Genomic DNA, 23,283 nt, shown 5'->3' with positions numbered 1-23,283 from the left:
GAACCATAAGCGGCCGTTACCTAAATAACGGATATGTACTCAAACAAGATCAAGCATTCCCCGCCAACCTCAACCGAGCCGCCTGAGTAAAATCCAACATCCGCTTCAGCGGCCTAACCGCCTGCGGAATCACCGAAGGCTCAACAAAAATCTCATTACTCCCCTCACGCAAACACTGCAGCGTACGCTCCAGGGTATTCATCGCCATCCACGGGCAATGCGCACAACTGCGACACGCCGCCCCATTCCCCGCCGTCGGCGCCTCGACAAACACCTTGTCCGGGCACAACTGCTGCATCTTGTAGAAAATGCCGCGGTCGGTGGCCACGATAAACGTCTTGTTCGGCAACCGCTGCGCCGCCGCAATCAACTGGCTGGTAGACCCCACCGCATCCGCCAACTCAATCACCGAAGTGGGCGACTCCGGGTGCACCAGAATCGCCGCGTCCGGGTACAACGCCTTCATGTCCTCCAACTGCTTGGACTTGAACTCCTCGTGCACGATGCACGCACCATCCCACAGCAACATGTCTGCACCCGTCTGACGCTGGATATAGGTGCCCAGGTGCTTGTCCGGCCCCCAGATAATCGTCTCGCCGTTATCCATCAGGCTTTCGACAATCTCCAGCGCACAACTGGAAGTCACCACCCAATCAGCACGGGCTTTCACCGCCGCCGACGTGTTGGCATAGACCACCACCGTGCGCTCAGGGTGCTGATCACAGAATGCCGAGAACTCATCCACCGGGCAGCCAAGGTCCAGAGAGCACGTGGCTTCCAGTGTCGGCATCAGGATGCGTTTTTCAGGCGTGAGGATCTTGGCCGTCTCCCCCATGAATCGCACGCCCGCCACCAATACGGTCTTGGCCGGGTGCGCCGCGCCGAAGCGGGCCATTTCCAGGGAGTCGGAGACACAGCCACCGGTTTCTTCGGCCAGGGCCTGAATCACCGGGTCGCAGTAGAAGTGTGCCACCAGCACGGCGTCCTGAGCCTTGAGCTCGGAGGCGATGGCGGCGCGGTAGCCCGCCTCTTCTTCGGCGCTCAGCACTTTGGGCTGCTTGGCGTCGAGGTGGGCTTGGACCAGAAGGCGTTCGGAAATTTGCGTCATGTTCGCAAGACCTGCAGGCGCAGTTGCGCGAAAGTCGAGTGTACCACCGGCTCTGGAGCCTTTCGGGCGCCGCCGGACGAAGTGATTGTGTTCATCAAGCACGGTGAAGCTGCGCAAGGCTACAGAATATCGAATGGTTTCAAAAGCCTAATCTGGGATTCGGCCAGGCATGAAAAAGGGAAACCCGGCCAGGGGTTTCCCTTTTTTACAACGACCGGTTTAACCGGGCAAAGCGGACGGATCGTCTTGCAGCAACGCCCACTGATGCATGTTCGCCAGGGCATCCTTCAGGATGGTTTCATCGGCGCCCTTGGCACTCTTGCCTTCCCGCGCCGCATATTCCAGCAGTACCAGGTAGTCGCGATGGCCGGTGGCCTCGTTCGGTACCACGCTGTCTTTAACCAGTCGAGCCATCTCGTATCGCTGGGTGCGGGTGTTCTGACTGGCGCTTTGGTCCACGGAGGCGTTGGTCAGGAAACCATCCTTGTAGGTGATGTTCGCCGCACTGCTGGCCTTGTCGTCGACCTGCACATAGAGGTAGTTCTGCGACTCGCGCCTGGTATCGAAAGCCGGCGGCTTCCCGCCATCCAGGCCCTGATGGAAACTGGCCTTGAGGCTTGATCGCTGGACCTGATCGATCGTGCGATTGGAGAGGTCATTGCCGCCGATGCGCGTTTTCTGGGAAATCCCATAGGCAAACGTATCGGTTTCCCCTGGGCGCGCCGGGTTGGGGGAGCTGGCCGCCTGGCTGATGGAGGCCTTGAAATCCGCCAGGCCCGTCAGCAGGCCTTGATCTGCCGCGCTGCGGGTCAGCGGCGCAGGCGCTTTGGCGCCCTGCGGGTAGTTGCTGTTCATGGCGGTAAACGCATCCTTGAACATCGCCATCAGGTCAGCATCGGCTTTGCCCCGCGACTGGGCCTTGTCGAACTGGGCCAGGTAGCTTTTCAGCGCGATTGCCTGTTGCTTGGCGTTGCCGAGGATGCCGGCGTTCTTCAGGTCGACCGAGAGATTCACTTCCCCCGCCGGGCTACTCATGCGCGTGGTGCGGCCCTGGCTGTCCGCATGGAATGCAAGCGTGAGGTCGTCAGTATTGCTCACTTTCAATTTGCCGCTGAGGTCCACCGAAGCCAATACGCTGGAATCAAACTGCGTCAGCTTGCTCAGCTCGAGTTTCGGCGGCTGGGCGGCCAGGCCGTCGATCGCGTCCTGGAAGGCTTCGCCCAACTTGGCGACTTCCTTGAGTTCGGCGGCGCTGAGGGCGCCACCGTCCACCTTCGCCTGCGCGGCCAAGCCTCCCAACTGGCTGGCCAGGCTGAAGGTGACGGTCTTGCCGCTGGCCGTCTTGACGGTCAGGCTGACCAGGTTGTCGGCCCTGCTGTGCAGCAGCGCCTGTTGAACCTTGAGTTCGGCGGGGCTTTGGGTCCTGGAAGAGCTGGTGCTCAGCGCCGACTGGGAAATGTCGGTACCGCTCTTCGCAAATTGCTCGATCAGGGTGGCGCCCAGGCCGCTGAAGCCTGTGCCTCTGGGCAGTGCAGGGAAATTCGTGCTGATCGCTTTGGTGACCGCATCGTCGCTGTCACTTTCCCAGGCATTGATCGGCCCATGGCCGGGCAATTGGCCGTTGCGGGAATACGTCTCGGCTTGAACGTCTACCGTGACATTGCCAAGGCTGACCACCGAGGAAGGTCGCACGGCAGCGGCGTCCGTTTCTGGCGCCTGCGTAGCTGGCGGGGTAACGGTGGGTCGATTGGTAAGGGCGATGGCGGAGCTGATCGGCGAAAGCGTAGTCATGACGATCCCTGTCTTGAGCTGGATTGCAGCCAATTTAACCAAGACAGGGAAGGTTTGGTAGCGCGACCGATACAATTGCTAGCAAAGAGCCATGTCAGAAAACTGACTCTTTGCCCTCTTCCGGTGCATCAGAAGCGGTAAGTCACCGAACCGCCGAAACCGTTGGCGCTGTTTTCATACTTGGCGTCGTAGGTCAGCGCCAGTTGCGGATTATTGTCGCGGACCTTGATCGGCTCTTCTTTCAGGTAGGAATAAGCGACGTCGAAGGTCAGGTTATCCACTGGCGTCCAGCCAGCGCCCAAGCTGAACACCGTGCGATCGCCCGTAGGAATACGTACGGACCGGTCGGTGTTGTTGGTGGGCGTCTGGTCCACCGAAAAGCCGGTACGCAGCACCAGTTGCTTGTTCAACTGGTACGACAGGCCGATGGCGTGAGACCAGGTGTCATGCCAGTGCTGTTCTTCGGTGATGGAGTTCAGGCCGGCCAGTTCGGTGGCGAGGTCAGAGACGCCACTGTTGTTGATCGTAATCTTCTTCAACTGGCTCCAGCGGGTGTAGGTGCTGCCGACGTACAGGGTCCAGTCATCGTTGAGTTTATGGGTGACCGAGAAGTCCACGGACGACGGCGTGGTGACATCCAGCTTGGCGTCATACCGCTGCGGGCCGCCATCCACCAGGTCGGTGAGCACCCCCGAGGCGTTGGTTTTGCCCGACAGGTGATACACAACCTGCGAGTGGTAGGTCACACCAATGCGCGTGCTTTCAATCGGCTGCACCAGGATACCGGCGTTGAAACCGGTGGCGGTGTCGTCGCCCTTGACCTTCACGTTTTCCGTGCCGAGGCCAAATGCCGGGACCTTGGAGTCCAGTTCGCCACTGATACGGTTGAAGGTCGGACCGAAGCCCACCGAAACCTTGTCGTTGAAGGCATAGCTGACGGTTGGCTGCACCGTGATGACTTGAACCTTGCTTTTGTTGCCAAAGCCATTGCCCTGGAAGCTGTGTTCATAGTCGGTCACGAGGCCGAACGGCGCGTAGATTCCCAGGCCAAACGCCCAGTGTTCATCAATCGGCGTCACCAGGTAGCCCATCGGTACGGCGATGCCGGGGACCATATCGCCTTTGTTGGTGCCGGGGTTGTCCACGCCACCTTGGCTGGAGCTGGCATCCTTGATGTTCGACTTGGCATCCAGGTAGGTCGCCCCGATGCTCACTTCATTCTGCTTGAGGCGAGACATGCCCGCCGGGTTGCCGAACACCGTGCTGGCGTCATCCGCGGAGGAGGAACGCCCGGCGTAACCGGTCCCCATTGAACTGATGCTTTGTTCGTTGAGGGCGAAACCACCGGCAAACAAGGAAGTGGAGGCAAGGGAAATCGACAGCGCCAAAGCGCTCTTGAAGAGTTTTTTATTCATTATTAGAACTCGAATTATTGGGCAGCGAGGGGAAGCTACCAATCTTCGAGCGGGCAAATTATGAAGAGTTTTTCATGCGCAAAATTGTCCGACAATCCTATTTCTTTCAAAGACTTCGACGGTTTTTCCAGCACTTATTCAGACCCCGGAACCTGAATATGACTGACGGGTTTTAATCTCGCCGTCACGCTTGCAGCATGCCGGATTGCCTGCCATCGAATAAGCGTGAAGGCGCTGGTGATATAAGTGTCGCAATGACATGATGACGGCCATTTAACACGCGTGGCAGCACTCAAATGAATAGCACTATCGGGACGGGTCCTGAGACAAACAGCCCACCTGAATCTGGCGAGAGTGATTTGTCCGCCGCGGGCCTCAACCACAGCGAAGCCTTCACCGAACGCGTGCTTGCCAGCATCAACGATTGCATCAAGGTGCTGGACCTCGACGCCCGCCTGACCTTCATGAGCGAAGGCGGCAAGCAGATCATGGAAGTCAGCGACTTCAATGCGATCCGCGGCTGCCCCTGGCCCGACTTCTGGCACGACCAGGGCAATCTCGATGCCAAGGCTGCCGTTGAGGCCGCCAAGGCCGGTCGCAATGCCAGCTTTGTCGGCGCTGCCCACACCCTGGCCGGCAACCTTAAATGGTGGCACGTGAACGTCAGCCCGATCATGGGCAGTGACGGCCTGCCGGAGAAAATCCTCTGCGTGTCCCGGGACATCACGCCCCTGCGCGAAGCCGAAGAGTCCCTGCGCAAACTCAACGAGTCCCTGGAACAGCGGGTGGTCGAGCGCACTCGCGATCGCGACCGTATCTGGCGCCTGTCGCCGGACCTGATGCTGGTGGCACAACTCGACGGTGTGATCTCCGCCGTGAACCCGGCCTGGACACGCATGCTCGGCCACGCCGAAAACGACCTGGTGGGCAGCCAGTTGCTGGCCCTGGTTCACCCCGACGACCTGGCCGTCTCATCCTCGGCGGTCAGCCGTTTGGGCGATGGCAAGAACTTCCCCAATTTCAAGAACCGTTACCGCCACCAGGACGGCAGCTACCGCATGATCGCCTGGACCGCCGTGCCCGACAGCGACTACATCCACGCCGTGGGCCGCGATATCCAGGCGGAGGAAGAAGCCAAGGAAGCCCTGCGACTGTCGGAAGACGCCCTGCGTCAGTCACAGAAACTGGAAGCCATCGGCCAACTCACTGGCGGTGTCGCACATGATTTCAATAACCTGCTGACGGTGATCAAGTCCTGTGCCGACTTGCTCAAGCCACCTGCCCTGAGCGAAGCACGCCGCGTGAAATACGTGGAAGCCATCGCCAGCACGGTCGACCGCGCGGCCCGCCTCACGGCCCAGTTGCTCACATTCGCCCGCCGCCAGGCTTTGCGACCCGAGGTGTTCAACGTCGGCGAAAGTGTAAAGCGGGTGGGCGAGATGATGGACAGCCTGACCGGCTCGCGAGTCAAGGTAAGCATCCAGGTGCCTGACGACGCCTGTTTTATCAACGCCGACGAAAGCCAGTTCGATACCGCGCTGGTCAACATGGTGGTGAACGCCAGGGATGCCATGGCCGGCAACGGGCATTTGACCATCACCGTTTCGACGGCAAGCTGGCTACCCTCGGTTCGCGCTCACCCGGTACGTGTCGCCGATTACGTGACCATCGAACTGGCGGACACCGGCTCGGGTATCCCGCCGGAAAAACTCGACGCGATCTTTGAGCCCTTCTACACCACCAAGGGTATCGGCCAGGGCACCGGCCTGGGCTTGTCCCAGGTGTACGGCTTCGCCAAGCAATCAGGCGGGGAAATCCTGGTACAGAGCGAGTGCGGCAGGGGTAGCCAATTTACGCTGTACCTGCCCAAGGTCGAGCCAAGTGCCATGCCGGTACCTCAAGACACCAGCGTTTCGCCCATCGTCTCAGGCTTGTGCGTGCTGATGGTCGAGGACAACGCCGATGTGGGCCTGTACACCTCGCAAACCCTGGAACAGATGGGCTTTCACGTGCTGTGGGTGCCGGATGCGAACAGCGCGCTGGAAGCCCTGGCCCCCAACCCGGAAAGCTTCCAGGTGGTGTTCTCCGATATCTCCATGCCCGGCATGAGTGGCCTGGAGTTGCTGGACGCAATCGAAGCCTTGTACCCATGGCTGCCGGTGGTGCTCACCACCGGCTACAACGACGAATACGCGCGTATCGCCCAGGAAGAAGCCAGCCGTTTTGTCTTGCTGCAGAAGCCGTATTCCACCGAGGCGCTGGCCCTGCTGCTGCAAAAAGTCGTCAAGAGCCGCCTGCCCCTGGTCGCACAAGGCTAGACCGCAGGCCGGGCCGCGTCTGGAACATTGCCCATCTCCAGGGCCAGATCCAGCCAGGCCCGCGCCGCCGGTGGCAAGTGCGCCTGTCGCCGCCAAGCCAGGGCGATGTGCCAATCAGTCTGGGGCTCGTCCAGCTGGATCAGGGCGATGCCGGCGTGCAGGTGTTTGTAAGCCAGCATGCTCGGTAGAAACGCGACACCCAGGCCTGCGGCAACCAGGTCGACGATAAAGTCGATCTGCGCACTGCGGGCGGTGATACGCGGGACTACGCCTCTGCGCTCGCAGGCTGTGAGAATGATCCGGTTAAGCGCAAACCCGGCCTCGAACAGAATAAAGGGCGAGTCAGCCAGGTCGGAAAAATCGACGCTTTTACGCCCGGCCAAAGGATGGTCGATCGGCATCACCACCATCAGTGGCTCGACGCGCACATCCTGATATTCAAATTCTCCCGCCACCGGTACCAGCAACGCGGCCAGGTCCACCTCCCCGGCCTCCAGGCATTCGCCCAACTTCTTGCTGCCATGCTCGATCAGCTCGATCTCGATTTCCGGATAACGCTGTCGATACAAGGCAAACATCGCCGCAAACAGCACCCCACTGCCCACCGGCGGCAAGCCGATGCGCAATACACCGCGCTTGAGCCCCAGCAAGTCGTTGATCTCGGCCACCAGGTCACTGCGCTCCGCCAGCAACACCAGCGCTCGGCGGTAGGCAATTTCGCCGGCGGCCGTGAGCTCGCTCTTGTGGCCGATGCGATTGAACAGCGGCGTGCCCAATTCATCTTCCAGAGTCTTGACCGCCTTGCTGACGGTAGACTGGGTGAGCGAAACCACCTCGGCTGCTTGTGAGAAGCTGCCCTGGCGAACTACTTCGACAAAGGCCAGCAACGTACGAAGGTTCATGAGTATTCCGTTTGCGACTTGATTCAAGTTGGAAAAGTTGTTTTTACCATGAAAGGCCTTTGTCTATCCTCACCCCACCGTTTTCTTCACTCGGGGCATCACTGTTCATGATCATTTCGTCTGCATCGGATTACCGCGAAGCCGCCCGCCGCAAACTGCCGCGTTTCCTGTTCGACTACATCGACGGCGGCGCCTACGCCGAACACACCCTCAGGGCCAACAGCTCGGACCTGTCGGATATCAGCCTGCGCCAGCGCATCCTGCGCAACGTCGAAAGCCTGAGCCTTGAAACCACGTTGTTCGACCAGCCATTGGCGATGCCGGTGGTCCTCAGCCCGGTGGGCCTGACCGGCATGTTTGCCCGGCGTGGTGAAGTCCAGGCGGCGAAGGCGGCAGCGAACAAGGGCATTCCGTTTTGCCTGTCGACCGTTTCCGTGTGCCCGATCGAGGAAGTGGCGTCCCAGAGCCCGCAATCGATCTGGTTTCAGCTGTATGTGCTGAAAGACCGCGGCTTCATGAAAAACGCCCTGGAGCGCGCCCAGGCCGCCGGGGTGAAAAACCTCGTGTTCACGGTCGATATGCCCACCCCCGGCGCGCGTTATCGCGACGCCCATTCGGGTATGTCCGGTGCCTACGGGCCGCAACGCCAAATCCTGCAGGCCATGACCAAACCGGCCTGGGCCTTCGATGTGGGCCTGCTGGGTCGCCCCCACGACCTGGGCAACATTTCCAAGTACCTGGGCAAGCCCACCCAACTGAAGGACTACATCGGCTGGCTGGCCAACAACTTCGACCCTTCCATCAGTTGGAAAGACCTGGAGTGGATCCGCGAATTCTGGAAAGGCCCGATGATCATCAAAGGCATCCTCGACCCACAGGATGCCAAGGACGCGGTGAGCTTTGGTGCCGACGGCATCGTCGTCTCCAACCATGGCGGGCGCCAACTGGATGGCGTGCTGTCCACAGCTAAGGCACTGGCGCCTATCGTACAAGCCGTGGGCAGCGATCTGACGGTGCTGGTGGACTCCGGCGTACGCTCGGGGCTGGACGTGGTGCGCATGCTCGCGCTGGGCGCCAAGGGCGTTCTGCTGGGCCGTGCACAGGCTTACGCACTGGCCGCCGACGGGCAGCGTGGCGTGGAGAACCTGCTGGATATCTTCGCCAAGGAAATGCGCGTGGCCATGACGTTGACCGGAGTCACGTCGATCGCCCAGATCGATGAGTCGATCCTGGTGCGCAGCCAGGGTTGATCAGTGCAGCGACCTCGGAACATCCCTTCCGGGGTCGCCCACAGATATTTCTAAATGTTTCTTCATAAAGCCAAACCGTCATTAAACAGACACATTTCAGGAATTAAATCGTCACGTCCCAGGCAGGTGAAGCCCTCCACCTGCCCCCTTCCTTTGAGGTGTCGTCGTGATGTTGCTGACCAAAAAGAGTCTGTCAGTGTTGTTCACTGCCCTGTGCCTGAGTGGTGTCGCTCACGCCACTGACGTCACGGGCGCAGGCTCCAGTTTCGTCTACCCGGTGCTGTCCAAGTGGTCCCAGGAATACAGCAAAAGCTCCAGTGACCGGATCAACTACCAGTCCATCGGCTCCGGTGGTGGTATCGCCCAGATCAAGGCGGCTACCGTGGACTTCGGTGCGTCCGACGCGCCGCTGTCGGCGGATGAACTGAAGGCCGGCGGCCTCGGCCAATTCCCAAGCGTGATTGGCGGCATCGTGCCGGTGATGAACGTCGAGGGCGTTGCAGCTGGCCAGCTGAAACTCGATGGTGATGTGCTGGCGAAGATCTTCCTCGGTGACATCAAGGCCTGGAACGACCCGGCGATTGCCGCCCTCAACCCCGGCTTGAAACTGCCGGGCGCGAATATCACCGTGGTCCACCGCTCGGACGGCTCGGGCACCTCGTACAACTTCACCAACTACCTCTCCAAGGTCAGTGATGGCTGGAAAACCAAAATCGGTTTCGGCACCACCGTGCCGTGGCCGGTCGGTGTGGGCGGCAAGGGTAACGAAGGTGTTTCGGCCTACGTGAAGCAGATCAAGAACTCCATCGGCTTTGTTGAATACGCCTACGCCCTGCAAAACAAGATGACCTACGCCTCACTGAAGAACGCGTCCGGCAAATTCGTCGAGCCCAACGCCAAGGCCTTCCAGGCAGCGGCTGATACTGCCGATTGGGCCAACGCCCATGACTTCAACCTGATCATGACCAACGCACCGGGCGAGAACGCGTGGCCGATCACGGCGACCACCTGGATCATCATGTACAAGCAGGCAAAAAACGCCGAGCAAAGCCAGGCCGCTTTCAACTTCTTCAAATGGTCGTTGGAGAAAGGTCAGCAGCAGGCTGCGGCATTGGACTACGTAGCGTTGCCCGATTCCCTCGTGACCCGGATCGAAGGTTACTGGAAGTCTGACTTCGCCCACTGATCCGCCTCTATAGCCCCCTTCCTCAAGCATGTGCATGCTTGATGGAGGCGGGTGAGCACTTCTGATATGAACGACACCGTGCAACCCCTGGTTATGACTACTCACGCAAGCGACGTGTCGGGTGATAGCCGCGCCGCTCGCGATCAGCGCCACGATCTGTGGTTCAAACGCTCGATGTTCGGGGCCGCGATGCTGGTGCTGCTGCTCTTGGCAAGCATCGCCGCCTCCACCCTGTGGGGCGGAGGCCTGGCCTTCAAGACCTTCGGTTTCGGTTTCATCACCAGCACCGAGTGGGATGCGGTCAACAACCACTTTGGCGCCCTGGTACCGATCTACGGCACCTTGGTCACCTCGTTGCTGGCGTTGCTGATTGCGGTGCCGGTGAGTTTCGGCATCGCTATTTTCCTCACCGAAGTGGCGCCGCCCTGGCTCAGAATGCCGGTCGCCTCCGCCGTTGAATTGCTCGCGGGCATTCCCTCGATTATCTATGGCATGTGGGGCCTGTTTGTTTTCGGGCCCTTTATGGCTGAACACTTGTCACCCTGGATCAATGACTACCTGGGTGCGCTTCCGTTTATTGGCTCGCTGTTCCAGGGGCCGCCGCTGGGCATCGGGATGCTGACCGCCGGCATCGTGCTGGCGATCATGATCACGCCGTTCATCACGTCGGTGATGCATGAGGTTTTCCGCAGTGTGCCGACTCAATTGAAGGAGTCGGCCTACGCACTGGGCAGTACTACCTGGGAAGTGGTGTGGGACATCGTCCTGCCCTACACCCGTTCGGCCGTGGTCGGCGGGATCTTTCTCGGCCTCGGCCGCGCCCTGGGTGAAACCATGGCCGTGACCTTCGTGCTGGGTAACGCGCAACAGTTCTCCGCCTCGTTGCTGATGCCCAGCAGTTCCATCGCGTCCGTCATCGCCAACGAGTTCAGCGAGGCGTACACCGACCTGCATCGTTCGGCGCTGATCGCCCTGGGCTTCCTGCTGTTTATCGTGACATTCGTGGTGCTGGCACTGGCGCGGCTGATGCTCATGCGCCTGTCCCGCAAGGAGGGCCTATGAGCAGCAACGAACGCCTGTACCGCAAGCGCGCCTTGAAGAACCGGGTGGCCATGCTGCTCAGTTGTGGCGCGACAGTCTTTGGCCTGCTGTGGCTGGCGTGGATTCTGCTGACCACCATCATCAACGGCTTTCAGGCGCTCAACCTGCGCCTGTTTACCGAGATGACGCCGCCACCCGGAACAGACGGCGGCCTGGCCAACGCGTTTTATGGCAGCGCCCTGATGTCCGGGATTGCGCTGCTGATTGGCACGCCCATCGGGCTGATGGCCGGTATCTGGCTGGCGGAATTCGCACGGCACTCGCGCCTGGGTACCACGGTGCGTTTCATCAACGACATCCTGCTGTCCGCGCCGTCGATCGTGCTGGGCCTGTTCATCTACACCGGGGTGATCCTGCCGCTGAACCTGCTGACCAATCACCAGGTAGGTTTCTCCGCCATTGCCGGTGCCCTGGCGCTGGCCTTGCTGGTGATTCCGGTGGTGGTGCGCACGACCGACGAGATGCTCCAACTGCAACCTTCCACCATGCGCGAGGCGGCCCTGGCCCTGGGCGTACCCCAGTGGAAACTGACGTTGCAGATCGTGTTGAGAGCGGCCAAGGCCGGCGTGGTGACCGGCATCCTGCTGGCGCTGGCGCGGATTACCGGGGAAACCGCGCCGCTGCTGTTCACCGCCTTCGGCAACCAGTTCTGGAGCAGCAACCTGCTCAAGCCGATTGCCAGCGTGCCGGTGGTTATTTTCCAGTACGCCATGAGCCCCTTCGATGACTGGCACTCCCTCGCATGGGCAGGCGCCTTGGTACTGACGATGTTCGTGCTGGTGCTGAGCTTGCTGTCTCGCCTGATTCTTTTGCGCAATAGGTCCCACTGATGCAATCGACCCGCCTTGATCCTGAAAAAACCAAAATCCGTGTCCGTGGGTTGGAGTTTTTCTACAACAACCAACGTTCGCTGAAATCCATCGACATCGACATTCCGGAAAAACGCATCACCGCGATCATCGGCCCATCGGGCTGCGGCAAGTCGACCTTGCTGCGGGTGTTCAACCGTATCTACTCGATGTACCCGAAGCAGGAAGCCCGCGGTGAAGTGCTGCTCAATGGCGAAAACATCCTCGCCCCCGGCTACTCGATGAACCGCCTGCGCAGCCACGTCGGGATGGTCTTCCAGAAGCCGGTGCCGTTCCCGATGTCGATCTACGACAACATCGCCTATGCCGTGCGTCACCACGAAAAGCTGTCGCGCCGGGAAATGGATGATCGAGTCGAGCAAGCCTTGCGCGGCGGCGCGCTGTGGGATGAGGTGAAGGACAAACTCAAACAAAGCGCCCAGAGTCTTTCCGGCGGACAACAGCAACGCCTGTGCATCGCCCGCACCATTGCGCTGCGCCCGCAGGTATTGTTGCTGGATGAACCGACCTCGGCGCTCGACCCGATTTCCACCGGGCGCATCGAGCAGTTGATCACCGAGCTGAAAGAGCAATACACGGTGATCATCGTGACCCACAACATGCAGCAGGCCGCCCGGGTGTCGGACAGCACGGCGTTCATGTTCATGGGCGAACTGATTGAGCATGGCAATACGGATGAGATCTTCACCAAGCCGAAGATGAAACAGACCGAGGACTACATCACCGGGCGGTTTGGCTAGCTTTAACAAAAAAGCCGATCACTCTCTGTCGCGAGAGTGATCGGCTTTTTACTGGGCAAAAAAAACCCGGAAATCCTCACTTGCGTGGGCCTTCCGGATTTTCTAAACCGCCAAAAATGGTGGGTCGTGTGGGATTCGAACCTACGACCAATTGGTTAAAAGCCAACTGCTCTACCAACTGAGCTAACGACCCGCTGTGTGGTGGCGCGTATAATACTGATTTCTAAGGATTATTCAACACCTTATTTAAAATAAATCAGAAATAACGCGTTGGGTCAGTAATTCCGGCCGCTTGGAAGCCCTCTGCACGCAGTCTGCAGCTGTCGCATTTCCCACAAGCGCGACCATCAGTGTCTGCCTGATAGCAGGAAACAGTCAGCGAGTAATCGACGCCAAGTCCTACGCCTGCCTTCACGATATCGGCCTTGCTGCGGTTCTGCAGCGGCGCCAGGATGCGAAAGCCCTGCCCTTCTACACCGGCCTTGGTCGCCAGGTTGGCCATGCGCTCGAACGACTCGATGTACTCGGGACGGCAGTCCGGGTATCCGGCGTAGTCCAGGGCGTTGACGCCGATGAAGATGTCGCGGGCATTGAGCACCTCGGCCCAGCCGAGGGCCAGGGACAGGAAGACCGTGTTGCGTGCCGGCACATACGTCACCGGAATGCCTTCGCTGGGGCCTTGCGGCACGTCTATGGAGCTGTCGGTCAGCGCCGAGCCACCCATGCCGTCGAGATTCAGGCCGATCACCTTGTGCTCCGCCGCGCCCAGGTCTCGGGCGACACGGGCGGCAGCGTTCAGTTCGGCACGGTGACGCTGGCCGTAGTCGAAGCTCATGGTGTAGCAGCTGTAGCCTTCTGCACGGGCCATGGCGACCACGGTCGCGGAGTCGAGGCCGCCGGACAGCAGGATCACCGCACGTTTTTGATCAGTCATCTCAGCGCCCCGGCTCGTCGTTCCACAGGTACTTGTGCAGCTGCAGTTGCAGACGCACCGGAAGGTTGTCTGCAACAACCCAGTCGGCCAGGTCGCGAGCATTCAGGTCATGATGGCTGGGGGAAAACAGCACTTCGCCGGCCCGGCGGTCCAGGCCATACTGGATCAGCTTGGAGGTCGCCCAGTCGTAGTCTTCACGGGAACAGATGACGAACTTGACCTGGTCGTTGGCCGTCAGCAGCTCGATGTTCTCGTAGCGGTTGCGATGCACTTCCTTGGAGCCTGGGGTCTTGAGGTCGACGACTCGGCTGACCCGAGGGTCGACTGCAGAGATATCGAGGGCGCCGCTGGTTTCCAGGGACACCTCGTAACCGGCATCGCACAACTGCTTGAGCAAGGGAATGGCATTGGGCTGTGCCAGTGGCTCGCCACCCGTGACGCAGACGTAACGCGGCCGGTAACCGGCCACTTGCTCAAGGATGTCTTCAAGGGTGCGCACGGTGCCGCCGCTGAAGGCGTAGGCGCTGTCGCAGTACTGGCAACGCAGCGGGCAACCGGTGAGGCGCACAAATACAGTGGGCAGCCCGGCAGTGCGCGTTTCACCCTGCAACGAGTAAAAAACTTCGGTGATACGTAATGTGTCTTGCATAGTCGCCACGGGCGTAACAGCTAAACAGGCTGTCCGCCTCCGTCAGGCACTTCAAGGAATTGCGCCAACGCGTAAACCCCAGGAAGCGTGTTTCATAAAAGGGCGTGGATTCTAACGAAAAAACCCGCGCAGGGCGCGGGTTTCTTCTGAACGGGTTGCGACGCTTACATGCGTTGCAGATCCCGCTGAGCCAACTGGGCCGCAGAGGTACCCGGATATTGGGCCACCACCTGCTGCAGAATGCCTTTGACCTTGTCGGTATGACCCAGGCGGCGTTCTACGTCAGCCAGTTTGTACAGCGAATCCGGCACCTTGGCGTGCTTGGGGTACAGCTGGCTGACCTTGGCAAATGCCTGGCCTGCGCCCTGCAGATCACCCTTGGCCAGGTTCACCTCACCCAACCAGTACTGGGCGTTGCCCGCGTACTGGCTGTTCGGGTATTTGCGCAGGAATGCGGTAAAAGCCTGGCTGGCCTTATCGAAATCCTTGGCTTTGATCAGGTCGAAGGCTGCATCGTAATACAGCTTTTCCTTCGCCGGATCACCCGGTTCGCTGCTGGCGGCAGGGGCTTGGCTGGCAGCCGCGGCCCCTGCTGCTGCACCACCGGCGGCGCTTGCGGCGCCACCGGCAGAAGAATTATCAGGAGTAGCGGCTGGTGTAACGCCGGCTCCAATGCGTCGATCAAGATCCTGGTAACGCTCCAGGCCTTCTTGCTTCAGCTGGTTCACTTGATTCTGCAGAACCTCAATCGTGCCTTGTTGCTGCGACAATTGATCCTGCATGCGTTGCAGCTGGTTGAACAGTTCGCCCTGTGCCGAAGGCGCGGCAGTTGCCGCGCCCCCGGCATAGGCGCCGTTCGTGCCATAACCCGCTGGCGGATAACTGCTCCCGCTATTGTTATAGCCAGAGTTGCTATCTTCCACAGGAACCGCAGCCCACACCGCAAGCGGTGCCAGGCTGAGAGCCAATACAGTTAGAGCACGACGGCACGTTCGCATGACGAATTACTTACGCAGTTCGACGCGACGGTTTTGAGCCCAGGACTGCTCGTCGTGGCCAGTAGCAACTGGACGCTCTTTACCGTAGGAAACCAGTTCCAGTTGGCCTGGAGCAACACCTTGCAGAACCAGGTAGCGCTGAACGGCTTTCGCACGACGCTCGCCCAGTGCCATGTTGTACTCACGAGTACCACGTTCGTCGGTGTTACCTTCCAGAACAACGCGAGCGCCGTTAGCTTTCAGGTCCTTCGCGTGAACGTCCAGAGCGCGCATGGCTTCTGGTTTCAGGTCCGAACTGTCGTATTCGAAGTAGAAAGTGGTGATAGCGCGCAGAGCAGCTTCTTCGCTCAGGGAGCCGTCAACTGCACCAGTGTTAGCGCCGTAACCAGCGTTTGGATCAACAGCTGCGCCTTCACCGGCATTGTCGCCGCCTTTAGACGAGCAACCAACGGCTACGGACAGAGCCAGAGCCAGAGCAGCAAACTTACCAAACTTCAGCATTTCCATCGTGAAACTCCTAATGAACCCCAGTGTGTTAAGTACTTCTTTTTGTAGCGCCGCGTCAGTTCAGGTAAGGGGACCAGGACGGTTCTCTGACTTCGCCTTGAGCGGTAGGAAGCGGGAGCCTTACGCGTCCATTAATGGACACGAGCATCAAGACTCCCCGGCCCTGCTGGCGGGTGGCGTAGATTACCATGGTGCCGTTGGGCGCAACAGTAGCTGACTCATCAAGGTTGGTATCTGTAAGGATTTTTACGGTTCCACGCTGCAAATCCTGGGCCGCAACCCGGAAATTAGTGAAACCATCCTGACGGTGAATCATCACCAACGTCTTTTCATCAGCCGAAAGCTTAGGTGCAGCGTTGTAGTTACCAATAAAGGTCACTCGTTCGGCGCCGCCGCCGTTGACGCTGGTTTTGTAGACTTGCGGCTTGCCGCCACGGTCGGAGGTGAAGTAGATGGTCGAGCCATCCTTGCCCCAGAACGGTTCGGTGTTGATACCCGGGCCGCTGGTAACACGGCTCAGTTGGCGCGAAGCCATGTTCATCACGTAGATGTCCGGGTTGCCATCCTTGGACAATACGAATGCCAGGCGTGAACCATCCGGCGACCAGGCTGGCGCACCATTCAGGCCTTCGAAGTTGGTGATCTGCTCACGGCGACCGGTATCGATGTGCTGGACGAAGATCCGTGGACGCTTCTGTTCAAAGGACACGTAGGCGATACGCTTGCCATCTGGCGCGAAACGCGGCGACAGGATCGGCTCACGGGATTGCAGCAACGTCACTGCACGCGCGCCGTCATAGTCGGAACGCTGCAAAGTGTAACGAGTGTTGTCTACCGAAAAACGCTCGGCCGTTACATAGAGCAAGCGCGTGGAGAAGGCACCCTTGATCCCGGTCAGCTTTTCAAACGACTGGTCGGAGATGTAGTGCGCCATGTCCCGCAGTTGATCCGTGGTGCCCGACACGCTGCCGGTCAGCACTTGCTGCTCGGTCGCGACGTTGAACAGGGTGTACTGGATCTGCAGGCGACCGCCGGCGGGCGTGATGCTGCCCACCATCAGGTACTGGGCGTTCAGCGCTTTCCAGTCACGGAAGATGACTTCGCTGGCCTGGGTCGGCTGGCTGATCATGTTGCCTTTGTCGATCGGTGCGTAGTAGCCGGAGTTGCGCAGGTCATCGCTGATGATCTGCGACATGTCGTCCGGCAGCACGCTGCCGCCCTGCCAGCCAAACGGCACAACGGCGATCGGGGTGGCCCGATCGCTACCGCTGGTGACCAGGATGTTCTTTTCATCCGCCGCCGCTATCCCTGCCATGCAGCAAATAACGACAAGCATTCCTCGAAGAAGGTTTCTCACAAGGCTAGATCCTCAGGTGTGAATGTCATCTTGAATGAACGGTAGGGAGCGAAGTCGCTTGGTTTCATTCCCTGCATCTCGGTCAACCGGCCAATGTTCTTGACCGCTGCTACCGCCGAACTGTCGAACGAACCGTCGCCACTGGACTTGGCCACGCTGACCGAAGTCACCGTACCGTCCGGCAACATGCCGATCTGCAGCACTACTGTCATGCCTTTACGTGCCGAAGGAGGACGGGTCCACCCTTCCGCTGCCCGTGAACGAATCAGGTCGTCGAAACTGCCCGCGACTTCATCACCACGTTCATCGGCCAAGGCTTGCTGGCGCTGCGGCGTGTCGGAAAGCAAATCGGCCAAGGCCTGGGCCTTTTTGTCTTCGGTCGATTTACGCGCTGCTTCCTGGGCCTTTTTCTTGGAGGCATCGGCGGCAGCTTTCTTCTTCGCATCGTCGGCGATCTTCTTCTTCGCCTCGTCAGCTTCAGCTTTCTTCTTGGCGTCGTCCGCGGCTTTCTTCTTCGCGTCTTCGACTATCTTTTTCTTCGCGTCTTCAGCGGCCTTTTTCTTGGCCTCTTCTTCGGCAGCCTTCTTGGCTTCTTCTTCAGATTTCTTCTTGGCTATATCAGCCAATTGTTTCTCTTCAGCCTTCTTGGCTTCGGCAGCTTTATCGGCTTTCTTGGCTTCATCAGCCTTTTGCGCCTCTGCAGCTTTCTTCGCCTCGTCAGCCTTTTTCGATTCCTCGGCCTTTTGAGCCGCCTCTTCTTTCTTTTGTTCCGCAGCAGCCTTCACCGCTTCCTGCTCGACCTTCTTCTGTTCCATCTGCTCGACTTCAGTCTGGCGCGCAGCCGACTTCTGGGCCTCACCCGCAATCTTCTGATTGGTCTGGGTGGTGGCCTGGCTTTTCGATTTCAGCTGATACAGGGTCGCCTGCACGATCGGCTTGGCTGGCGGCAGGTCCGGGGTCATGGCAAAGCTGACGAACAGCATGCCAAACACCAGGACGTGCAGGGCAATTGCCCAGACGCTAGGCCAGAAGTAGCTTTCCGAGGCGGACGGCTCTCGCTGTTGGTGCATCAGGGCGCCTCGGTAATCAAGCCAACATTACCGACCCCGGCCTTCTGCAGCCCGCCCATGGCGCCCATGACGGAGCCGTAGTCGACGACCTTGTCGCCGCGAATGAACACCTGAGTGTGCTTGCCACCTTCGTTGCCGGCGCGAATGATCTTGGTCACGGCATCAGTCATCTGCGGCAAGGTCATGGCCTTGTCCTGCTGTTTCTGAGTGTCGACTTCGCTGCCAAGGTTCCAGTAATAGGTCTTGTCAGCCTTGATCGAAATGGTCAGGACCTGGGTGTTGTTGTCCTGCGGCAAGGCTTCGCTGGAAACCTTGGGCAGATCAACCTTCACGCCCTGATTGAGCATCGGCGCGGTCACCATGAAGATAACCAGCAGCACCAGCATCACGTCGATGTAAGGCACTACGTTCATCTCGGCGACCGGCTTGCGCTTTTTGCGAGCTCGAGCGATTAAAGCCATTGGGAATTACCTGCTTATTCTTCGCTGGTGTGCACTTTACGGTGCAGGATCGCCTGGAATTCATCGGCGAAGGTGTAGTAACGGCTGATCAAGGTTTCGCCACGAGCGGCAAAACGGTTGTAGGCGATTACTGCGGGAATAGCTGCGAACAGACCGATGGCGGTGGCGATCAGCGCTTCGGCGATACCCGGGGCCACGGTGGCCAGGGTCGCTTGCTGGGCCTGGGCCAGGCCGCGGAAGGAGTTCATGATCCCCCATACGGTACCGAACAGGCCGATATACGGGCTGACGGAACCTACGGTGGCGAGGAACGGCAGGCTTTGCTCAAGCTTTTCTTCTTCGCGGGAGATGGCGACGCGCATGGCACGGGCCACACCTTCCATGACCGCTTCCGGGTCAACGCCTGGCTGCTGGCGCAGACGGGAGAATTCCTTGAAGCCGGCGCGGAAGATCTGCTCGACGCCCGAATCCGGGTCCGGGTTGCTGCCCGCCTGGCGGTACAGCTTGGACAGGTCGATACCCGACCAGAAGCGCTCTTCGAAGCTCTCCAGGGCACGTCGACCAGCACGCAGCAGGTTGCTGCGCTGAAAAATCATGACCCAAGAGGTAACCGATGCGGCTACCAGGACCAGCATCACCAGTTGAACCACGACACTGGCATTGCTGACCAGGCTCCACATGGAGGAATGGTCGACGACGGTAGGTTCCACGCTAAATCTCCTGCTCTGAATGTTTACCCGCGCCGCTCACGCCGGCAAAGGCCGCGCGTAGAGTTTCGGGAATGGCCCGGGGTTTCAAACTATTGGTGCGAACACAGGCCACCAGGAACTGCCCCTCACAGAGCAGCGTTGCATCCGTAGCCCGCCTGACCTGCTGTTTAAAGCGCAGGCTGGCACGGTTCAATTCGGTTATTTCTGCGCTGACCAGCAGCTCGTCGTCCAGTCGCGCCGGCGCGTGGTAACGCGCCTCGCTGGAATGCACGACAAACAACAGGTCCTCCCCTGCCAGCTGGGATTGGGCAAAGCCCAGATCCCGTAGCCGCTCGGTTCGAGCCCGCTCCATGAACTTTAGGTAATTGACGTAATAAACGATGCCGCCAGCATCGGTGTCCTCGTAATAAACGCGACAGCGATGTGCGAACGACTGATCCCCGTTTTGCGCGCGCATACTCTAGTGCTTACTCCTCAGGTTGCCAATCCGGCCAGGCAACTGTTTTTCATTCTGTGGCACATTTCTAACGAAAGAATGACGACGCCAGCCACTAGGACAGCACAAACTCCGAATAAATCGAATCGCCAAGCGTTTTTAATCGTCTACTGCATCGAGGAATTCGTCTACTACGGGCATCTCGCCCAATCGTGACGGAATGTTTAACCCAAAGTGCAGATACGCATGCCGGGTGACCACACGCCCCCTTGGCGTGCGCATGATGTAGCCCTGCTGAATCAGATACGGCTCCAGTACATCCTCAATCGTATGCCGCTCTTCGCTGATGGCGGCGGCGAGGCTGTCCACGCCCACCGGGCCGCCATCGAACTTCTCGATCATGGTCAACAGCAGGCGCCGGTCCTGGTGATCAAAGCCATGCTCATCCACATCCAGCAGGTTCAGCGCCAGGTCTGCCACGGGCTTGGTGATATGCCCCTTGGCCCGCACTTCGGCAAAGTCGCGCACCCGGCGCAGCAGACGGTTGGCAATCCGCGGGGTACCACGGGCGCGGCGGGCGATTTCAAAGGCGCCTTCCGGGTCCAGGGGCAAGCCAAGGATGCTCGCCGAACGGCTGACGATGGTGGCCAGATCCGCCGTGCTATAGAACTCTAGACGTTGAACAATCCCGAAACGGTCTCGCAGCGGGTTGGTCAGCATGCCCGCACGGGTGGTCGCACCCACCAGCGTGAACGGTGGCAGGTCGAGCTTGATCGAGCGCGCCGCCGGGCCTTCACCGATCATGATGTCCAGCTGGAAGTCTTCCATGGCCGGGTACAGTACTTCCTCGACGATGGGCGAAAGCCGGTGGATCTCGTCGATAAACAGTACGTCGTGGGGCTCCAGGTTGGTCAGCAGCGCCGCCAGGTCGCCCGGGCGCTCCAGCACGGGGCCGGAGGTGGACTTGATCGACACGCCCATTTCCTGGGCGATGATGTTGGCCAGGGTGGTCTTGCCGAGCCCGGGCGGGCCGAAGATCAACGTGTGGTCCAGGGACTCGCTGCGCCCGCGCGCGGCCTGGATGAACAGCTCCATCTGCTCGCGCACGGTGGGCTGGCCGATGTATTCGGCAAGGCTCAGGGGGCGAATCGCCCGGTCCTGGATTTCTTCACGATCACGAGGCCCGGTGGCCGCGATCAGACGATCAGCTTCAATCACTTAAATCATTCCCTTCAGGGCGCGGCGGATCATGTCTTCGCTGCTCAGGTTCTTGTCCTTGATGGCTGAGACGGCCTTGCTCGCCTCTTGCGGCTTGTAGCCCAGGGAGATCAGCGCGCTGACCGCATCGCTTTCAGCGCTGGCCACCGGCACACCCGGCGCATCAGGCTGGTTGGGCACCAGGGCAAACATGCTCGGCACAACCTCCCAGGCCTTGAAGCGGTCTTTGAGCTCCACCAGCAGGCGCTCGGCGGTTTTCTTGCCAACGCCCGGTACCTTGGTCAGCGCGGACGTGTCCTGGGCCGACACACAGCGCACCAATTCATCCACTTCCAGGCTCGACATCAGCGCCAGCGCCAGCTTCGGCCCCACGCCGTTGAGGCGGATCAGCTCACGGAAAAAATCCCGGTCACGCTTGCCAACGAACCCATAGAGCAATTGCGCGTCTTCGCGCACCACCAGGTGAGTGTGCAGGGTCAGCGGTTCACCGACCGACGGTAAGCGGTAGAGGGTGGTCATGGGCACTTCAAGCTCATAACCCAGCCCGTTTACATCCAGAATCAGGTGCGGTGGCTGTTTCTCAGCCAGGGTGCCGCGCAAGCGTCCAATCACGTTCGAATCCTTAAGAATCGGCTCAAATCAAGGCCTGGCCGGTAATAACGCGGGCATGCCGGCCGACAGCACAGGCCGTTCATGCACCCCACGCAGAATGAATGCGCTGATGCTATCAGAGACGCAGCCGGCCGCCACGACTGCGTGCGGTCCCCAAGCCATGGGGCATCAGGCTGGAACGGGTATGGGCATGGCAAATGGCAATGGCCAGGGCGTCGGAGGCATCGATTTGCGGTTTGGCGGTGAGTTTGAGCATGTGCATGACCATCATCATCACCTGCTCTTTATTGGCAGCACCGGTACCGACCACGGCTTGCTTGACCTGGGTCGCGGTGTATTCAGCGATCTCCATGCCCTCCTCGGCTCCGGCCACGATGGCCGCACCGCGGGCCTGGCCGAGCTTCAGGGCGGAGTCGGCGTTTTTCGCCATGAACACTTTTTCGATGCCCATGGTCACTGGCCCATAGGTCTGGATCACTTCACGCACGCCGCGATACACGATCTGCAAGCGCTCGGCCAACTCGCCGGCGCCGGTACGGATACAGCCCGACGCCACGTACACGCAGCCTCGCGGGGTCTGTTGGACCACGCCAAAGCCGGTGATTCGCGAACCGGGGTCGATACCTAGGATTAGAGTCATAACGCCTGCAGTTGGATAAAAAATTCTTGATATAGCCAAGATCAAAATGTGGGAGCGGGCTTGCTCGCGAAGGCGGTGTATCAGTCACCGTATTGACTGACTGACACGCCGCCTTCGCGAGCAAGCCCGCTCCCACATTAGATCTGCATCATCCTTCAGCCTAGCTGTTCAGCCACCGATTCCGGAATATCGGCATTGGAATAGACGTTCTGCACGTCATCCAGGTCTTCAAGCATGTCGAGCATCTTGAGTACCTTCTGCGCCCCGTCCAGGTCCAGCTCGGCGCTGGTGGTCGGCAGCATCACGATTTCCGCGTCGGTGCCTTTGAAACCAGCCGCTTCCAGGGCGTTACGCACCGAATAGAAGCCCGCGAACGAGGTGAACACGTCGATGGTACCGTCTTCGTTGGTCACCACGTCGTCGGCATCGGCCTCCATTGCCGCCTCAATCAGCGCATCTTCATCCACGCCCGGCGCGAAGGAAATCTGCCCCTTGCGCTCAAACAGGTAGGCCACCGAACCGTCAGTGCCGAGGTTGCCGCCACATTTGCTGAACGCATGGCGCACGGCAGCCGCGGTACGGTTGCGGTTGTCGGTCATGCACTCGACCATCACCGCCACGCCACCCGGGCCGTAGCCTTCGTAGCTCAACTCGACCATGTCGTCTGTATCGGCCGCACCGGCACCACGGGCCACGGCGCGGTCGATGATGTCGCGGCTCATGTTGGCGCCGAGGGCCTTGTCCAGGGCCAGGCGCAGGCGCGGGTTGGAACCCGGGTCACCGCCACCCTGGCGCGCGGCAACGGTCAGCTCGCGAATCCACTTGGTGAAGATCTTGCCTTTCTTGGCATCCTGACGCTCTTTGCGGTGCTTGATGTTCGCCCACTTGGAATGGCCAGCCATAACACAACTCCGAAATTCTGTAGAAACCTGTCGATCCCGCCCCAGGCGGGACTTCCCTCTTTAACGTGCAGCCCTTGTAACGCAAAGGCGCATCCGAAGATGCGCCCTT

At 59.7% G+C, this 23,283-nt stretch carries 23 protein-coding genes and 1 tRNA gene; 6 read left to right on the top strand and 18 right to left on the bottom strand.

All coding sequences use genetic code 11. The features are described from left to right. Positions 1-49 precede the first annotated feature (49 nt). The 3 genes from nadA to HX811_RS10930 form a co-directional block, all read right to left on the bottom strand. Positions 50-1,108 (bottom strand): quinolinate synthase NadA, encoded by a 1,059-nt coding sequence (nadA, locus tag HX811_RS10940; RefSeq protein ID WP_177045899.1) that lies wholly within the window; start codon positions 1,106-1,108, stop codon positions 50-52. 219 nt (positions 1,109-1,327) lie between these two features. Continuing rightward, positions 1,328-2,899 (bottom strand): lactate dehydrogenase, encoded by a 1,572-nt coding sequence (locus tag HX811_RS10935; RefSeq protein WP_218172285.1) that lies wholly within the window; start codon positions 2,897-2,899, stop codon positions 1,328-1,330. 128 nt (positions 2,900-3,027) lie between these two features. Further along, positions 3,028-4,314 carry an OmpP1/FadL family transporter gene (locus tag HX811_RS10930; RefSeq protein WP_003209847.1) on the bottom strand — a complete coding sequence of 429 codons (1,287 nt, stop codon included), beginning with the start codon at positions 4,312-4,314 and terminating at the stop codon, positions 3,028-3,030. Positions 4,315-4,673: 359 nt separating this feature from the next. On the opposite strand from HX811_RS10930, the gene HX811_RS10925 reads away from it, so the two are divergent. Then, positions 4,674-6,632: a PAS domain-containing sensor histidine kinase gene (locus HX811_RS10925; RefSeq protein WP_177045897.1), complete on the top strand. Its 1,959-nt coding sequence runs from the start codon at positions 4,674-4,676 to the stop codon at positions 6,630-6,632. Here the strand turns inward: HX811_RS10925 and HX811_RS10920 are convergent. Further along, positions 6,629-7,534, bottom strand: a complete 906-nt coding sequence (locus HX811_RS10920; protein ID WP_177045895.1) for a LysR family transcriptional regulator — start codon at positions 7,532-7,534, stop codon at positions 6,629-6,631. The genes HX811_RS10925 and HX811_RS10920 overlap by 4 nt on opposite strands. Before the next feature lie 107 nt (positions 7,535-7,641). On the opposite strand from HX811_RS10920, the gene lldD reads away from it, so the two are divergent. The 5 genes from lldD (at position 7,642) to pstB (ending at position 12,680) form a co-directional block, all read left to right on the top strand. Further along, a complete protein-coding gene (gene lldD / locus HX811_RS10915; protein WP_003209842.1) occupies positions 7,642-8,784 on the top strand; it encodes an FMN-dependent L-lactate dehydrogenase LldD in 1,143 nt (380 codons plus the stop codon). A gap of 169 nt (positions 8,785-8,953) precedes the next feature. Beyond that, positions 8,954-9,970 (top strand): phosphate ABC transporter substrate-binding protein PstS, encoded by a 1,017-nt coding sequence (gene pstS, locus HX811_RS10910; RefSeq protein ID WP_003209841.1) that lies wholly within the window; start codon positions 8,954-8,956, stop codon positions 9,968-9,970. 66 nt (positions 9,971-10,036) lie between these two features. Continuing rightward, the gene (pstC, locus tag HX811_RS10905) at positions 10,037-11,032 is read left to right on the top strand and encodes a phosphate ABC transporter permease subunit PstC (protein WP_003209839.1); all 996 of its coding nucleotides are present in this window, start codon (positions 10,037-10,039) and stop codon (positions 11,030-11,032) included. After that, positions 11,029-11,901: a phosphate ABC transporter permease PstA gene (pstA, locus tag HX811_RS10900; RefSeq protein WP_003209837.1), complete on the top strand. Its 873-nt coding sequence runs from the start codon at positions 11,029-11,031 to the stop codon at positions 11,899-11,901. Before pstC ends, pstA begins: the two co-directional genes overlap by 4 nt. Then, the gene (gene pstB / locus HX811_RS10895; protein ID WP_003209835.1) at positions 11,901-12,680 is read left to right on the top strand and encodes a phosphate ABC transporter ATP-binding protein PstB; all 780 of its coding nucleotides are present in this window, start codon (positions 11,901-11,903) and stop codon (positions 12,678-12,680) included. Before pstA ends, pstB begins: the two co-directional genes overlap by 1 nt. A 117-nt stretch (positions 12,681-12,797) precedes the next feature. Here pstB and HX811_RS10890 read toward each other — a convergent pair. From HX811_RS10890 to HX811_RS10825, 14 genes are all read right to left on the bottom strand, one after another. Further along, a tRNA-Lys gene (locus tag HX811_RS10890) sits at positions 12,798-12,873 on the bottom strand. Positions 12,874-12,936: 63 nt separating this feature from the next. Next, complete coding sequence (gene queC, locus HX811_RS10885; protein WP_177045893.1) at positions 12,937-13,614, bottom strand: 7-cyano-7-deazaguanine synthase QueC; 678 nt, start codon at positions 13,612-13,614, stop codon at positions 12,937-12,939. Between the two features lies 1 nt (position 13,615). Then, positions 13,616-14,263 carry a 7-carboxy-7-deazaguanine synthase QueE gene (gene queE, locus HX811_RS10880; protein WP_003209831.1) on the bottom strand — a complete coding sequence of 216 codons (648 nt, stop codon included), beginning with the start codon at positions 14,261-14,263 and terminating at the stop codon, positions 13,616-13,618. A 164-nt stretch (positions 14,264-14,427) separates the two neighbouring features. Continuing rightward, positions 14,428-15,261, bottom strand: a complete 834-nt coding sequence (gene ybgF, locus HX811_RS10875) for a tol-pal system protein YbgF (RefSeq protein ID WP_023659229.1) — start codon at positions 15,259-15,261, stop codon at positions 14,428-14,430. 6 nt (positions 15,262-15,267) lie between these two features. Then, positions 15,268-15,768, bottom strand: a complete 501-nt coding sequence (pal, locus tag HX811_RS10870; RefSeq protein WP_003209827.1) for a peptidoglycan-associated lipoprotein Pal — start codon at positions 15,766-15,768, stop codon at positions 15,268-15,270. A 55-nt stretch (positions 15,769-15,823) separates the two neighbouring features. Continuing rightward, complete coding sequence (gene tolB, locus HX811_RS10865) at positions 15,824-17,104, bottom strand: Tol-Pal system beta propeller repeat protein TolB (RefSeq protein ID WP_032868196.1); 1,281 nt, start codon at positions 17,102-17,104, stop codon at positions 15,824-15,826. 17 nt (positions 17,105-17,121) lie between these two features. Continuing rightward, positions 17,122-18,195 (bottom strand): cell envelope integrity protein TolA, encoded by a 1,074-nt coding sequence (gene tolA / locus HX811_RS10860; protein WP_003209823.1) that lies wholly within the window; start codon positions 18,193-18,195, stop codon positions 17,122-17,124. Next, a complete protein-coding gene (tolR, locus tag HX811_RS10855) occupies positions 18,195-18,647 on the bottom strand; it encodes a protein TolR (protein ID WP_161635741.1) in 453 nt (150 codons plus the stop codon). The genes tolA and tolR overlap by 1 nt, the downstream gene beginning before the upstream one ends. A 23-nt stretch (positions 18,648-18,670) precedes the next feature. Next, entirely contained in the window at positions 18,671-19,366 is a 696-nt protein-coding gene (gene tolQ, locus HX811_RS10850; RefSeq protein ID WP_003209819.1) for a protein TolQ, read from the bottom strand. A gap of 1 nt (position 19,367) precedes the next feature. Further along, a complete protein-coding gene (gene ybgC, locus HX811_RS10845) occupies positions 19,368-19,823 on the bottom strand; it encodes a tol-pal system-associated acyl-CoA thioesterase (protein ID WP_177045890.1) in 456 nt (151 codons plus the stop codon). Between the two features lie 138 nt (positions 19,824-19,961). Continuing rightward, positions 19,962-21,020, bottom strand: a complete 1,059-nt coding sequence (ruvB, locus tag HX811_RS10840) for a Holliday junction branch migration DNA helicase RuvB (RefSeq protein WP_003209815.1) — start codon at positions 21,018-21,020, stop codon at positions 19,962-19,964. Continuing rightward, complete coding sequence (ruvA, locus tag HX811_RS10835; protein WP_003209814.1) at positions 21,021-21,632, bottom strand: Holliday junction branch migration protein RuvA; 612 nt, start codon at positions 21,630-21,632, stop codon at positions 21,021-21,023. 115 nt (positions 21,633-21,747) lie between these two features. Next, positions 21,748-22,272 (bottom strand): crossover junction endodeoxyribonuclease RuvC, encoded by a 525-nt coding sequence (gene ruvC, locus HX811_RS10830; RefSeq protein WP_003209812.1) that lies wholly within the window; start codon positions 22,270-22,272, stop codon positions 21,748-21,750. Between the two features lie 155 nt (positions 22,273-22,427). Beyond that, entirely contained in the window at positions 22,428-23,174 is a 747-nt protein-coding gene (locus HX811_RS10825; protein ID WP_177045888.1) for a YebC/PmpR family DNA-binding transcriptional regulator, read from the bottom strand. Positions 23,175-23,283 lie beyond the last annotated feature (109 nt).

The sequence above is a fragment of the Pseudomonas sp. F8002 genome (assembly GCF_013385495.1).
Classification (GTDB): Bacteria; Pseudomonadota; Gammaproteobacteria; order Pseudomonadales; family Pseudomonadaceae; genus Aquipseudomonas.
The sequence above is the reverse complement of the archived record's forward strand: the minus strand, read 5'-3'. Positions and strand labels throughout refer to the sequence as shown.